Source organism: Streptomyces sp. NPDC032745, assembly GCF_055579465.1.
The window spans coordinates 206,426-220,666 of record NZ_JBVING010000008.1 but is presented as its reverse complement, the minus strand read 5'-3'; the positions used below and the strand labels follow the sequence as shown (position 1 = coordinate 220,666).

Below are 14,241 nucleotides of genomic sequence, written 5' to 3'. Positions count from 1 at the left end.
CAGGCAGCTCAGCCGTGCCATTGCCGATCGTGCAGCTGGTGGGCCTCGGTCAGCCCGTCGCGGAAGAACCGCTCGTAGTAGGCGGTTTCGACGTGGTGGGCCTGCAGCCAGACCCCCGGGACGTGGATCGTGTCGCAGTGTGCGGGGAACCGTCCGTGGGTCTCGTAGATGTACGTGCAGATGTCGCGCGTGCAGGCGATGACGTCGGCCGAGTAGTCGCTGGCCTCACGCAGGTACCGGGCGCCGAACTCGCCCCGGTAGATGCGCTCGAACAGGCCCTCGTCGGTGTAGATGCCCCGCGGCCCGAACTTGTCCGCCACGACTGCGTCGACCGCGTCGTTCATGGTGGCGTAGTTCGGCGGGCACATCGCCTTGATCAGGTGCTCCCCGTTGTGGCGCAGGCCGACGGTGGTCGCCCGCAGCGTGGAGTAGCGCGGCAGCGGCACCTGCCAGCGCAGCAGGTCGGCCGGCCGCCACCGGGGCGTGGTCCAGTCGAAGCCGAGCATCGGACCGTACGCGGGGCGGAACTTCGGGTCGCCCAGCATGATCGGCGGGGCGAGCGAGGCATGGATCCATGCCCCGAGTCCCATGGCGTCGGCGGTGAGCATGATGTTCTGCAGCAGCAGGTCGGCCTCGATCTGCGTGCGCATCGCCCAGATGGCGCCCAGCGGAAGCTTGATGTCCTTGTTCAGGAACCCCGACTTGACCCACTTGCCCACGCCCGCCGAGCGGTAGAGGTTCCGGTCGTCGACGATGGCCGGCCGTGCGCCCTCGGGCTGCGTGAGCAGGTACATCATGCCGTTGATGTACTGCCGCGACAGGTCCACCACCGGGAACAGGACGGTGGTGCCGGGCAGGTTCGAGAGGAACCGGTTGGAGTCGAGGTAGGCGGGGAAGTCGCGCTTCCCGTCCGGTACGTCGATGCGGTGGTCGAGCAGCTGCACCTTCGCCTCGGCGGCGCGTGAGCACAGGGTCTCCGCGTCGAAGGCCGCCTGCGAGCCGTCGGCCGGGGGAGGCAGCTTGCGCAGGAAGTAGGTGCCGGTGTCGTTGATCAGGAAGAAGTGGGTGCCCTGGGCGTTGTCGGGGCTGCCCGCCGTCCGTCCGGCCATGTTGAGGTTCGGCTTGGCCATGATCGGCTTGCCGTTGCGGGGATCGGCGAAGGGGCGGTCCGGCATGGTGAGGCCGGTGCACCCCGTCATGGAGATGAGCACCGCTTCCTCGAGCTCCGTCAGCGGTGCACGTGCCTCGGTGGAGGACCAGCTCATCGAGCCGGCTTCCACGGAGCTTCCGCGGCTGACCCGGTGGGTGCGGCGGTGCCAGATCGACGTGATCAGCGGGCGGTTCATGAGGGCGTCGAGCCCGGTGTGGCGGTGCGTGTTCGTCGGGTCTGTCATGCTCCTGCCCCTTCTCGGTGCAGCCGAGCCGGCCGGCGGTCAGTCGCGCAGACGTGCTTCGAGGGTCTCGACGAGACCGGCGATGACGCCGTCGGGTGAGGGGCTGTAGTGCGGGACGGCCCACCGCGTGATGCTGGCGTCGATGACGGTGGGCCGGCCGGAGGCCAGCGCCGCACGGAACGCCTTCTCGAACTCCTCCAGCGTCTCGACGCGGTAGCCGTCGGCGCCGCACGCCTGCGCATAGGCGGCGAAGTCCGGGTTCTGGAACTCGACCAGCCCCGTCTCTCCGTAGGTGGTGAGCTGGAAGAGTTTGATGAGCTTGAACTCCCGGTCGTCGAAGATGACCCAGATGACGGGGATCTCGTTCTCGACGGCGGTCATCAGCTCGAACCCGGACAGCGAGTAACATCCGTCGCCGCAGCCGACGACGACCGTCCGCTCCGGGTGTGCGACCTTCAGGCCGATGGCGCCGTTGACATGGCCGGCCATCGGTCCGAACGAACCGGCCTTGCGGAAGTGCTGCCCCTCCTCGAGCTCCACGTAGTAGCCGAGCCAGGCCAGGTGGGCGCCCGCATCGGCGAGCAGCACAGCGTGTGGGGGCAGCATCCGGCCGATCGCCTGGGCGAGCTCTCCGGGGTGGATGTGCCCCGTCAGGTGGGTGATGTGCCGGGCCTCGTAGTCCCGGCCGTCGACGTCGGCCCTCGGGACCTCGCCGACCTTCCTCTCCAGGGCCTCGACGAGCGCCGCCACGGCCAGGCGAGCGTCGGACAGCAGCGCGTGGTCGGGTCGGTAGGCCTTGTGGAACTCGGCCTCGGAGATGTTCACATGGATGAGCAGCTTGTTCTCGAAGAGGTCTTCGCGGTAGTTGAACGTGGCGTGCTGGTTGAGGGAGTTGCCGATGCACAGCACGACGTCAGCCTCGCGGAAGGCCTTCCACGCACTCGAGTGGCCGCTGTCGGCGAAGACGCCCACCGAGAGCGGGTGCCCCTCGGAGACGATGCCCTTGCCGTCCAGCGTGGTCAGCAGCGGAATCTGGAACCGTTCGATCAGCCGCTTGACCTCCGCTCCCGCTCCGCTGCGGACGGCGCCGAAGCCGACGAGCGCCACGATCCGCTTCCGCCGGGTGAGGGCGTCCGCCAGCACCGAGGCGATCTCCTCCACGCGTGCCGGATCGGGCGCGATCGGCTTGACGTCGAGCCGGATGTGCCGGAAGTCCGTGACCTCGATGCCGCGTTCGGTGAGGTTCTCGGGTACGTGGATGTGTACCGGTCCGGGTCGCCCTTCGAACGCGGTGTTGACCGCCTCCTCGAGGACGTCGCACGTGTCGGCGGCATCCGTGAGCAGGAAGGACTTCTTCGTCGTGGCCGCGAACATGGCCCGGGAGTCGGGCGTGCGGTTCAGGCCCGAGGTCTCGTTGAGCGAACCCCATCCCTGCCATTTCATCGACGCGTATCCCGAGACGGCGAGGACGGGGTAGGAGTCGGACATCGCCACGGCCAGCCCGGAGAAGAGGTTGAAGGCACCGGGCCCGGCCGTGGCGAAGCAGAAGCCCAGCCGGTTCGTGTACATCGCGTAGCCGCAGGCCATGAAGGACGCGGCCTGCTCGTGCCGTGTGATGACCGGGCGGATCTGCCGGGAATGCTTCAGCGCCAGCATCAGGCCTGCGGCGTTCTCGCCGGCCCCGCCGAATGCGGCCTGGACCCCGATGCCTTCCAGCCCCTTGACGATGGCCTCGTAGACTCTCATCGGCACTCCCTCTTCCGTGCCCTGCCGCATCGGGCGAGGACGACGATCCGATGCAGTGCTGCGCCGTCATCCTGCGTATCAGTCTCCCCGCGCAGACCCGGTCGGGCTGATCGCACGGGTCCATTCGGGTGAAGGGGCCCGTGCGCGGGCACGCAGCGCGACGGGCCGGTCGCGACCCCGGTGTACCCGTCTGCATTGCTCCGCGCGACGTAGCCCCGCGCGTGGGTCAAAGTTGCTGCGTGTGACGAAGATGCCCGCAGCCACCGTCACGGGCAGCCGTTCGACGTCGCCTCGTCATCGTCGGCGCCCCCGCGTCCGGACGACGAGGCCGGCGCCTCCGGGAAGGGGCACAGATGCACGAGATCGGGCAGTACGAGCGCTACGTGGGCGGCGACCCCCAAGCGGAACGGCTCGTCTTCGAGCGGCTCGCGCGTGAGCTCATGCGGGTCCAGCTCAAGGCGAGGAAGCGCAGCGGCGCGGCGGGCATCGAGCGGGCGTTCCACGCGAAGGCCGTCCTCGGCGTGGAGAACGCCCGACTGGCGTTCGTCCAGGACCTGCCCCAGGACCTGCGGACCGGCTTCGCGAGTCCCGCGGCCGAATACCCGGTCACCGTCCGGCTGTCCAATGCGAACGGCGCCCGCATGCCCGACCACGCCCCGGACCTGCGGGGCGCGGCACTGCGCATCGAGGTGGGGCCGGACGAGGCCCACGACCTCCTCATGACGAGCTTCCCGGTCTCGCATGCGCGCAACGCACGCGAGTTCGTCGAATTCGCGAAGGCCATGGCGGGTGCCGACACGACCCTCCGCAAGGCATCCGCGCTGTTCCTCACCCTGCCCCTCGCGGTCGGCTGGTCCACGGCCGCGCGCATGCGACGCAACGTACGCGCCGGAACGAGCCGCACCGTACACAGCCTGGCGCTGGAGACGTACTGGAGCCGCGGCGCCATCCTGTGGGGCGATCAGGGACCCGTGCGCTATCAGCTGCGCCCCGCCGCGAACGCGTCACCGGCCCCGAGCCCCTCCCGTACCGACCCCGACCACCTGCACCACGAGCTCGCACAGCGCCTGAAGAAGGCGGACGTCGTCTTCGAGCTGTACGTCCAGCGCTACGTGGACGCGCGCCGGACGCCCATCGAGGACGGAGCGAGCGAGTGGACGGAGGCGGACGCGCCCGTCGTCCGGGTGGCGACGCTGACGATCCCGCGCCAGGACATCGACAGCGCCCAGGCGCGGGCCGCCGCGGTGCGGGTCGACCAGCTGGTCTTCAACCCGTGGAACACGACGGAGGAGTTCCGGCCGCTGGGCAACCTCAACCGTGCCCGCAAGGTGGCCTACGAGGCCAGCAGCGCCCACCGGCTGGGCCACCGCTTCGTCACCACCGAACCGCACCGCAACGCCGTGCTGGGCGTGCCGCTCGACGCCGCGTTCGAGGCCCTCAACCGTTTCGTCCCCTGGCACCGGCTGCCCACCCGGCTCGGCCTGCTCAACCTCGTGACGCTGCGGCAGGCGCTGCGCCGGCACAACCTCATCGACACCGAGATCCGCGAGGCTCCGCCGAAGGCCCAGCCGGTGCCGGCACCCGTCGACGAGCAGATGCGGGTCGCGCGGAGCTACGACGGCACCTACAACGACCTGTCCGCGCCGAAGATGGGGGCTGTCGGATCGACCTTCGGCCGCAACCTCCCGCCCGTCTACCGGCCCGACCTGTTCGACACTCCCAACCCGGTCACCGTCAGCAGAGAGCTGCTGCAGCGAGACGCGTTCATCCCCGCACGGTCGCTGAACATCCTGGCCGCCGCGTGGATCCAGTTCCAGGTGCACGACTGGGTCAACCACAAGCGCTACCCGGCCGGTACGAAGAGCGTCGAGGTACCGCTCCCGCCGGGTCTCACCTGGAGCAACACCCCTGGCGGACGCCCCGAGACGGTGATGCGCTTCGCCGAGAACGAGGGCCTCGGCGCCGCCGACGGCGAAGCGCCGCCCATCCTGTTCGGCAACTCGGCCTCGCACTGGTGGGACGGCTCGGAGGTCTACGGCGGGACCAAGGACGCCGGAACGGCCCTGCGCGAGCCGGACGGCGGCGCCGCGCTGCGCCTGGAGGACGGGCACCTGCCCTTCAGCCCGAACGGCTTCCCCCTCACCGGCTTTGCGGAGAGCTGGTGGCTCGGCCTCAGCGCCATGCACACCCTCTTCGCCCGGGAGCACAACGCCGTGTGCGCGGCGCTGCGGCAGGAGTACCCGCGGCTGGACGAGGACCGCATCTACCACACGGCGCGGCTCGTCGTCTCCGCTCTCATCGCCAAGATCCACACGGTCGAGTGGACGCCCGCGATCCTCGCCACCGAGACGATCGACATCGGGCTGAAGACCAACTGGCAGGGGCCGCCCAAGAACTGGCTCACGCAGCTGGGCCTGTGGCTGTTCGAGGCGCACTCGCTGACCGGCATCCCGAAGACCCTGCCGGACCACCACGCCGCGCCGTACTCCCTCACCGAGGACTTCGTCACCGTCTACCGCATGCACCCGCTGCTGCCGGACGACTTCGAGATCGTCGACCACCGGCTCGGGCGACGACTCGACACCCTCGGGTTCAACGACCTGCAGGGCACGGCGGCAGAGCCGCTCATCCGCAAGACCGGTCTGGCCAACTCGCTGTACTCGCTCGGCATCGCCCACCCCGGCGCGATCACCCTGCACAACTACCCCCGTGCCCTCCAGGCGTTCGAGCGGGACGGGGAGGTGATCGACCTGTCCGTGGTCGACCTGGTGCGCACCCGGCGCCGCGGTGTGCCGCGGTACAACGACTTCCGGGCCGGTCTGCACAAGCCGCGCCTGCGCCGCTTCGAGGACCTCTCCTCCGATCCGGACACGGTCGGCCGCTTGAAGGAGGTCTACCGTGACGTGGACCAGATCGACACCATGGTCGGGCTGTTCGCCGAGAATCCGCCCCAGGGCTTCGGCTTCAGCGACACGGCCTTCCGCATCTTCATCCTGATGGCCAGCCGGCGGCTGCAGAGCGACCGCTTCCTCACGGTCGACTTCAGGCCCGAGGTCTACACACCGCTGGGCATGGACTGGATCGAACGCAACGGCATGACGAGCATCGTCCTACGGCACTGTCCCGAGCTGGCGAGCCTGCTGCCGCGCACGGCGAGCGCATTCGCACCCTGGCGCCCGGCCCCGGTGCGCGGCCCCTCCGACGGAGGCCGCGGCTGATCAGCGCACTGATGGAGGTGGCTCCCACACCACGGACCGCCGTGGTGTGGCTGCCCCCGGCCGGATTGTGGCCCGTCATCCAGAGCATCCGTACGGTGCACGACCCCCAGATCCGCCGCTGGCCGCCCCATGTGAACCTGGTCTTCGGATTCGTGCCGGAGGCCGACTTTCCGGCGGCGGCCCCACTGCTGGCCGCTGCCCTCGCGGGAACGGAGCCCTTCGCGGTCCGGCTGAGCGGGGTGCGTACCTTCCGGCACCGCGCCTACGCCACCGTGTGGCTCGACCCGGCCGCCGCCGGCCTCGCCCCCTGGACGGCGCTCCAGAGCGCCCTGACGGAGCCGTTCCCGCTCTGCGGCGGGCGATTCCCGACCTTCACACCGCACCTGTCACTGGGCCGCACCCACGAGCCGCGGCCGCTGGCCGAGGAGTGCGCTGCCCGGCTGGGCAGCATGTCGGCCCGGGTCGAGGAGATCGTGCTGCTGTCCCGCCGCGGCGACGAGCCCATGCGGCCCCGTGTCACGATCGCCCTGGGTACGGGCGCAGTCCACTGGCGCTCCGAGCCCGACCCCTCGGAGTAGCCCGATCCCGCGGTGCGGACTCCCCGGCCCGGTGACCGAACGTCCCGGTGAGCAGGCCGGTCACTTCGTCGAGGACGGGCCCTTGCTCTGCCACTGGACCGTCACCTTCAAGTGGCAGTTGGCTCCGGTCCTGGCGATCACCGCCCCGGCTTTGACCGCGAGGTCGACGCCGAACTCGACGGTGATCGCGTCGGGGCGGGCCTTGCGCAGCTGCTCCAGGGTGGCGCGCGCCGCCTCCGTGATCGGCTCCAGCGCCTGCTGCAGACTGCCCGGCAGGTCGTGAATGGCATCACCGAGGAGACCGGCCTTCACCGGGCCCGCCAAGTCGGCCGGGGCCTCGACCAGAAGGCTGCCCCCGCCGTCCAACGGAATCCGAGCCAGAGATGCCATGACTCCTCCTCCGCCTGCGGCGCGGCTGGGGACTGCCTGCTGTGGGGTCTCGGCCAGCATGGCCAGGTGTCGGCACGTGCCGCATCCGGGGTGGACCGTACGCATGAGACGCACTGCGGCCTGCGCCCCGTACGGGATGGGGCGGGGGCGGAACCGCCGCATCGACGGGACGACTCAAGTGGCCCCGCACTTGTTGCGGGCGCGGTCCCACGGCTGCTCCCTGGAAGGTGACGTGTTCGACGACGGAACGGTGGATGCCATGTCTGAGCTGCCGGGGACGGACGAGGCACGCGAGGCCCTCGAACGGCAGCAGGCCGCGGCGAGCCGGCGCTATCGCGACGCGAGCGGCACTCGCCGTACCGTGGAAGAGCGTCAGGCCGAGGGGACGCGGTTCCCGGACTCGGCCGAGTACATGGCCGCCCGGGCCGGCAGGCTCATCGACAGGGGCGGCGTCCCGGCCTCGGCGCTGGTGGACGGCGTTCGCGCGACGGCACTCACCGAGGCGGACGCCAACGAGCGCATCATCAACATCGCCAACGAGTCCCAGCCGTGGAGCTTCCTGCCGCGGGGCTCCCGCGCAGCCGCCACCGTAGCCCGGATCTCCATCCGCACGGAGGGCCGCGAGCAGCCGCACGGCACCGGCTTCATGGTCTCGCCCCGGCTGCTGATGACCAACCAGCACGTCCTGCTGGACGAGGCGTTCAGCCAGCGCTGCTTCATCGAGTTCAACGTCCAGAACACCATCGACAACACCCCCGACGCGGCCGTCCGCTTCGCACTCGATCCTGCGGCCTTCTTCGTCATGGACAAGCACCTCGACTTCGCGCTGGTGGCGGTCGCCCCGGCAGCCGACGGGCGTCTCCCGGGTGAGATCTTCGGCTGGAACCGGCTGAGCATCCAGCAGGGCAAGGTGCTTCTGGGTGAACGGGTGAACGTCATCGGCCACCCGGGGGGCCGGTTCAAGGAGGTCGCCTTCAGGGACAACACCGTCCAGGACCGCCTGCCCGAGTTCCTGCACTACACGACCGACACCGAGCGCGGAAACTCCGGATCTCCGGTCTTCAACGACCAGTGGGAGGTCGTGGCCCTCCATCACAGCGGCGTGGCGAGGGAGGACGCCCAAGGCAACAGGCTGCTCAAGAACGGCGACATCGCGCGCCCCGGCGCCCCCGACGACGCCATCGACTACATCGCGAACGAGGGTGCGCGCGTCAGCTCGATCCTCAAGCATCTCGCCGCGCTGCAGCCGGAACCCGAGCAGTGTGCGCTGCTGGCGGAGATGGGGCCGGAGTCCGGCCTCCAGCAAGGGCCCGCCGTCGCCGCTCCCGTTCCCGTGCCCGTCGTCCCGCCCGTGTCCGCTCCGGTTCCTTCTCCGGTCTCCGCCCCGGTCCCGGCCCCGGTGGTGGAGGCCCCGTCCCCGCTCGCCGCCGCGGGCTCACCGCACGAGGCGGCCGGCCCGAGCGGCACCGCAGTGGTCCGCAGCGGTCTGCCCGCCCGCGGCGCTCCCTCCCCCGGCGGCCGGCACCTGGTCTTCCTCCACGGCCGCAGCCAGCACGAGCACGAACCCGAGGAGCTCCGCCGCGGCTGGACGGCAGGGCTCAACCACGGACTCACCCGCGCCGGTCTCCCCACCGTCGACCCGGCGGACGTGTGGTTCCCCTTCTACGCGGACCGGATCATCGAGGCCATCAGGCTAAGGGAGAGCGCCGGAGGCCACGAGGCCGTCTCCGCCTCCGGCACGTTCGACGAGCTGAACGGCCACTCGGCAGCGGAGGCCTTCGCCGCCGAGTCGACGACCGGCTCGTACGAGCAGCTCCTCCTGCAGGCGGCGGCGAAAGCCGGGATGCCACAGGACGGCGGCACGGCCGAAGAGAGCATCGGGAGCCTGCTGGCCGGACGTCTGCGCCGGGCGGTGAGCTGGCTGGCCGCCACGACGGACATGGACGCGCTGGCCATCGCCACCCGGTTCCGTGACGTCGACGCGTACCTGGACGACGGGGCCGTCCGTGAGGCCGTCCTGACCAGCGTGCTCGACACCTTGCCGTCCTCCGGTGAAATCGTCCTGGTCACCCACAGCCTCGGCACGGTCGTCGGGATGGACCTCGTCCACCGGCTCCCGGAGCGGCTGGACGTGTCACTGCTCGTCAGCACCGGCAGCCCGCTGGGGCTGGACACGGTGTACAGCCGGCTGTCGCCCCCCGGCCCCGGCCTTTCGGCCCGAGTGCGTCGTTGGGTCAATGCCTGGTGTCCCACCGACACGGTAGCCCTGGGCTGTCCGCTGGGGGAGACCTGGGGCAAGCTCACCGACATCGCCGTGGAGAACGCGAACGGCCGGGCTCACAGCATCGAGGAGTACCTCGCCCACGCCGAGGTCGCCGCGGAGATCGGGCACGGGATCAGCCGTACGTGAGGAGGTGGCGTTGGAGGCGTGCATGGCGGAACTGGTAGACGGCGCCGACCTGGCGCAGCACGCCGCGTTGGTAGGCGTCGTCGAGGAACGCGACCGTGGCCCAGGGGAGGCGGCCGGTCAGCGGCAGCCAGATGCGGGTGAGGAGTACCCACTGGCCCCAGGCGGTGAACGCCAGGGCGTAGGAGAGCGCGCCGGCCAGCCCGCCGACCGCGCCGAGCGCGAGCCCGTCGGCCATGGGCCACAGGAGCGGGCCGGCCAGATCCTGGAGGAGCGAGGTGATCAGCCGCCCGCCGAGGGCGATCATCACAGTGAGCATGGGGACGAGGAACAGGGTCTGGCGCACCACGATGCTGCGGTTGATGGCCAGGAGGTCCGTCGGGGTGGCGGCTGAGCCGAGGTCGATCGGGGTCTCCAGGGTGGCCGCGAGCCCGAGCACCAGGCCTCCCGCCAAGCCGAACGTGAGCCCGTACACGAGCGAGTTGACGACCGTCGCCTCGATCACAGCCGGGTTGACCACCAGGTGGCCGTTGATGAGTTGCGGTACCACGGTGAAGCCGAGCCCGCACCCGAGGCCCATCACGAAGCCGCCCAGCAGCCCGGCCGAGAACAGGGTGGCGAATCTGCGGGCGGAGGGGCCGCCGGCCCGCCGGCCGCGGCCGGGCAGCCGCATTCTCACCCGTGACGGCTCGAACGCCTTGATCCGGAACGCGGTCATGAGCCCGTAGACCAGCCCGAAGGCGAGACCGACCGCGGGGCCGAACAGCAGCGCGTCCAGCAGGCCGGCGCCCAGTGCGAACGCGGGGCTGCGGCCGGCGGCGAGGTTCTTGGCCGGGAAGACCAGCCAGTCGGCGACGGCGGTGACCAGCGAGCAGGCGAGTACGACGGCCAGGATGCGGGAGGACGGCCGCAGGGAGTCCCGCAGCTGCCACCACGCCAGGTCCTGGCGTTCGTGCTGCTCGGGCCGGTCCAGGTGTTCGGCGAGGTAACCCAGGTAGTGCCGGGCGCGTTGCGGGTCCCAGGTGCGGGGCCGGCGCAGATGGTGCGCACCGGCCGCGGTGGTGGGGCGGCGGCGGTAGACGGTCGGGACGAAGTCGGCCAGGAGGTGCTCCTCGATGGCCTCCGGGGTCGGGAAGCGGGTGGTGTCCAGCAGTACGGCCGGGTCCTGGGCCGGGGTGTCGCTGTAGACGGTCCGGGCGAGCAGGACCATCAGCGGAGTGCTCAGCACCTTCGCGAGGTTGGCGCCGGCCCGGCTGCCCGGGTCCGCGGAGAGCCCCTCCAGGACGGGATCCCACACGGTGGCGGCTCTTCCGTCCCGTCCGCTCCGTGCGTTCCGGTCGGTGGGTGCGGTCGGGCGGGCGGTGCGGGGCAGGTAGTGGACCAGGTCATCGGTGTTCAGGTCCATCAGTTCGATGCCGGCGGTCTTGCGGAGCACCTCGACCGTGACGGCTTCGGCGAACTGCTCGGTACGGCTGGTCAGGAGCAGCGGCAGCGAGCTCGTGTTGAGCTCCTGCAGGGCACGGCCGAGCAGCCCGGTGGCGATCTCGTCGAACCCGTCGAGCACCGGCAGGATCCATCCGGCGTCCACCAGGGCGGCGGCCAGGGTCGAGCCGCCCGGAGCGCGCGCGTCGAGGTTCGGGTGGTCGCGCAGCAGGCGGGCGATCAGCCAGTCGCGCAGCGCGGTGGCGGTCGGGTCCCAGGATCCGATGCTGAAGACCACCGGCACGGGCTCGCCGTCGGAGCGCTTGCGCAGGTAGTCGAGGACGAACCGCAGGATCAGAACGGTCTTGCCGGAGCCGGCCCGGCCGAGCACCACCAGCCGTCCGGACCGGACGCGCCGGTAGACGTCGGCGATATCGCCGAGGCCGCCGTCCAGGGACAGCGGGGTGGAGACGGCCCCGGGGGGAGTGCCGCGGATGTTGTCCCAGTGGTCCAGCAGCTCTTCGGGCGCCGACCGCCACCGTACGGGCAGCGGGAACGGGTCGTGGATCCGGCGCTGCTCCTCCTCGCGGACGCAGCGGCTGTACACGTCGAGGGCGAGCGACTCGGCGACCTCGGCCAGGGCTCCCCGGGACGGCGACAGCGTGGCGCGTGGCGCCGGCTGGGCCTGCTGCACTGGCTCGGGGGGTCCGGGAGGCTCGGGTACGGGAGCGCGCGTGGCGGAGACGCCCTCGGCGGCGGCTCTGTGACCGCGCTGGGCGGCCAGCAGCTCCGTCCAGACCTCGTCGCGGTCGCGCCGTAACGCGTCGGCCAGGGCGTGCGCGACCTGCTTCACCGTTCCCATTCGGGCATCGGTGGGTTTGCCGGTCTCCAGCCGGTGGATGGTACGCACCCCCAGCCGGGAGCGCTCGGCCAGCTGCTCCTGCGTCATCCCCGCTTCGAGCCGTAGCCCGCGGAGCAGCGCGCCGAACTGGTTGGTCACTCAGCCGCCCCTCGCACCGGCCATGCTCCGGCCTGCCATCCGTGTCGGATTCCCCGTCAGATCCCTGTCAGATCCCTGTGGGAACACTGTACTTGGGCGACCGGCCATATATGGCCGGTCGTTGGCATGGTCCGCTGACCAGCGCGAACGGCACGATGGGCACCGGTCGCCGCACCCGACGCGGCGCTCACCCCGACCCAAGGGAGTTGACCGGTATGTCCAGCAAGAAGCCGAGCAGGCTCGCCCGACGACTCAAGTCCGTCCTCGCGTCGACGGCCCTCGTGCTCGCCGGCGCCGCCGCCGTGCCGCCCGCCGCGCACGCCGCCCCGGTGAACCACTACTACATCGAGATCGGCGGAACCGGCGCGGCTGCCGAAGCCCCCGACTGCACCACGAGCTTCGCGGCCGCGAACCTGCATCTGAACGGCGGCATCGCGGTTCCGGTCTGCTACGTAGCCAGCGGTGGCCCGTTCGTCGGCAGCCACAACGAGATGCCGGCGCCGTTCGCGCCGAGCTTCGGCGACAGCGTGAACCAGGGCTACTGGAACGCCCTGGCCGCCCTGGAGAGCACGTACCGCGCCGATCCCACGGCGCACTTCACGATCGCGGGCTACTCCCAGGGTGCCTGGGTGGGCGACCTGCTGCTCCAGACGATCGCCGACAACGGTACGGAGGTGCCCCGTTCGCAGGTCGACGGCATGCTCTACGCCGACCCGATGCAGCCCGGCACCGGCTTCTGGCACTTAGTCCCCGAGGGGGTCCTCATCCCGTTCGTGGCGTACTCGCCCGGCACCGGGCCGGAGGAGTTCCCCGGTGTCCCGGTGCAGCGCCACTGCATCCAGACGGACGGCGTCTGTGACGCCACCTCCCTGGACTCGTTCGCCGGCTTCCTGCAGCAGCACCCGCGCTACTTCGCGGAGGGGAGCATCATCGAGGCCACCCTCACCCAGCACGGCGGCAACGGGACCGTCTGGTACCCGGCCGCCTGACCCGGCGGTGAGCTGAAGCGAGGCGTCGCGGCCCGGCGGGGGACGGGCCGCGGCGCCATGTCCGGAAAGGGTCAGCGTCCGAGGATCCGCCGCAGCCAGCGGGAACGGGCGTCGCGGGCCTCCTGGCTGAGGGCCGCCCGTGGTGCGAGTGTGTCGGAGCCGTGGAACGCGCCGGGCCACACATGGAGTTCGGCCTCGCCGCCGGCCTGCCAGATCGCATCGGCATAGGCCACGGCCTCGTCCCGGAAGGTCTCGGCCGACCCGACGTCGATGTAGGCGAAGGGCAGCTCGGACAGATCCGTTGCCCGAGCAGGGGCCGCGTAGGGCGCAAGGCCGGCGGCGCCGTACCGGTCGCCCAGCAGCGCTTGCCACGCGGTCGCGTTGGAGGTCCGGTCCCAGGGGTCGAGGCCGGCCATCTGATGGCCGGAGAACGTGTTGGTGCGGTCGTCGAGCATCGGGCTCAGGAGCAGTTGACCGATGGGAGCAGGCCCGCCCCGGTCGCGGGTCAGCAGGGCGAGTGCTGCGGCGAGTCCGCCACCGGCGCTCTTGCCCCCGACGATGATGCGGTCCGGGTCGAGGCCCAGCCCGGCCGCGTGATCAGCCGCCCAGACGAGTCCGGCATGACAGTCCTCCACGGGTTCGAGGTACTGCGCCTGCGGCGCCAGCCGGTACTCGACGGATATGACCGCGAGCTGCAGCGGCAGGGCCCACTCGCGCAGCAGCCGCGGAAGGACGGACCATGCATTGCCCATGATCATTCCGCCGCCGTGCATGTAGTACAGGAGCGGCAGCGGCCCGGTGATCCCGGCGGGCCGTGCGCTGACGAGCGTGACCTCCCTCCCGTCCCGAGGTCCCGGCGCCCGCAGCTCCTCCACCTCGAACCGGCCGCCGGCCCGGAGCTCCCGAACCGTCGGCCTGGGCCGTGCCGCAGCATCGCGCTCCTGCCTGGCTGCAAGGCCTTCCGGGGTGACCGGCTCCTTCGCCCCCTCGCCCTTGGCGGCCAGCGCGGCACCCAGCTCCGGGTCGAAGGGAGGCGCGTGCCGAGCCGTTGAGGCAGGGCCGTGTTCCCGCGGCACTCCACCGACGCCCACGCAAGG

General features: G+C 71.1%; 9 protein-coding genes. 4 read left to right on the top strand and 5 right to left on the bottom strand.

Annotation, left to right across the window (positions count from 1 at the left end; translation table 11 throughout):
• Positions 1–8: 8 nt before the first annotated feature.
• Together ACZ5WG_RS22155 and ACZ5WG_RS22150 are read right to left on the bottom strand one after the other, a co-directional pair.
• A complete protein-coding gene (locus tag ACZ5WG_RS22155) occupies positions 9–1,394 on the bottom strand; it encodes a hypothetical protein (RefSeq protein ID WP_468725293.1) in 1,386 nt (461 codons plus the stop codon).
• Between the two features lie 39 nt (positions 1,395–1,433).
• Complete coding sequence (locus ACZ5WG_RS22150) at positions 1,434–3,140, bottom strand: thiamine pyrophosphate-binding protein (protein ID WP_468725292.1); 1,707 nt, start codon at positions 3,138–3,140, stop codon at positions 1,434–1,436.
• A 353-nt stretch (positions 3,141–3,493) separates the two neighbouring features.
• Here ACZ5WG_RS22150 and ACZ5WG_RS22145 point away from each other — a divergent pair, with 353 nt between their 5' ends.
• Both ACZ5WG_RS22145 and ACZ5WG_RS22140 read left to right on the top strand, forming a co-directional pair.
• A complete protein-coding gene (locus ACZ5WG_RS22145; RefSeq protein WP_468725291.1) occupies positions 3,494–6,358 on the top strand; it encodes a peroxidase family protein in 2,865 nt (954 codons plus the stop codon).
• 11 nt (positions 6,359–6,369) lie between these two features.
• Positions 6,370–6,936, top strand: a complete 567-nt coding sequence (locus tag ACZ5WG_RS22140) for a 2'-5' RNA ligase family protein (protein ID WP_468725289.1) — start codon at positions 6,370–6,372, stop codon at positions 6,934–6,936.
• A gap of 60 nt (positions 6,937–6,996) precedes the next feature.
• Here ACZ5WG_RS22140 and ACZ5WG_RS22135 read toward each other — a convergent pair whose 3' ends face one another.
• Entirely contained in the window at positions 6,997–7,326 is a 330-nt protein-coding gene (locus tag ACZ5WG_RS22135; RefSeq protein ID WP_468725287.1) for a CU044_2847 family protein, read from the bottom strand.
• 259 nt (positions 7,327–7,585) lie between these two features.
• Here ACZ5WG_RS22135 and ACZ5WG_RS22130 point away from each other — a divergent pair, with 259 nt between their 5' ends.
• Positions 7,586–9,736 carry a trypsin-like serine peptidase gene (locus ACZ5WG_RS22130; RefSeq protein WP_468725286.1) on the top strand — a complete coding sequence of 717 codons (2,151 nt, stop codon included), beginning with the start codon at positions 7,586–7,588 and terminating at the stop codon, positions 9,734–9,736.
• On the opposite strand, the gene ACZ5WG_RS22125 is transcribed toward ACZ5WG_RS22130, so the two are convergent.
• Positions 9,723–12,155: a helix-turn-helix domain-containing protein gene (locus ACZ5WG_RS22125; protein ID WP_468725284.1), complete on the bottom strand. Its 2,433-nt coding sequence runs from the start codon at positions 12,153–12,155 to the stop codon at positions 9,723–9,725. The genes ACZ5WG_RS22130 and ACZ5WG_RS22125 overlap by 14 nt on opposite strands.
• Before the next feature lie 215 nt (positions 12,156–12,370).
• Here ACZ5WG_RS22125 and ACZ5WG_RS22120 point away from each other — a divergent pair, with 215 nt between their 5' ends.
• Complete coding sequence (locus ACZ5WG_RS22120) at positions 12,371–13,144, top strand: PE-PPE domain-containing protein (protein ID WP_468725282.1); 774 nt, start codon at positions 12,371–12,373, stop codon at positions 13,142–13,144.
• A 71-nt stretch (positions 13,145–13,215) separates the two neighbouring features.
• Here ACZ5WG_RS22120 and ACZ5WG_RS22115 read toward each other — a convergent pair whose 3' ends face one another.
• The gene (locus ACZ5WG_RS22115) at positions 13,216–14,235 is read right to left on the bottom strand and encodes an alpha/beta hydrolase (RefSeq protein ID WP_468725281.1); all 1,020 of its coding nucleotides are present in this window, start codon (positions 14,233–14,235) and stop codon (positions 13,216–13,218) included.
• Positions 14,236–14,241: the final 6 nt, after the last annotated feature.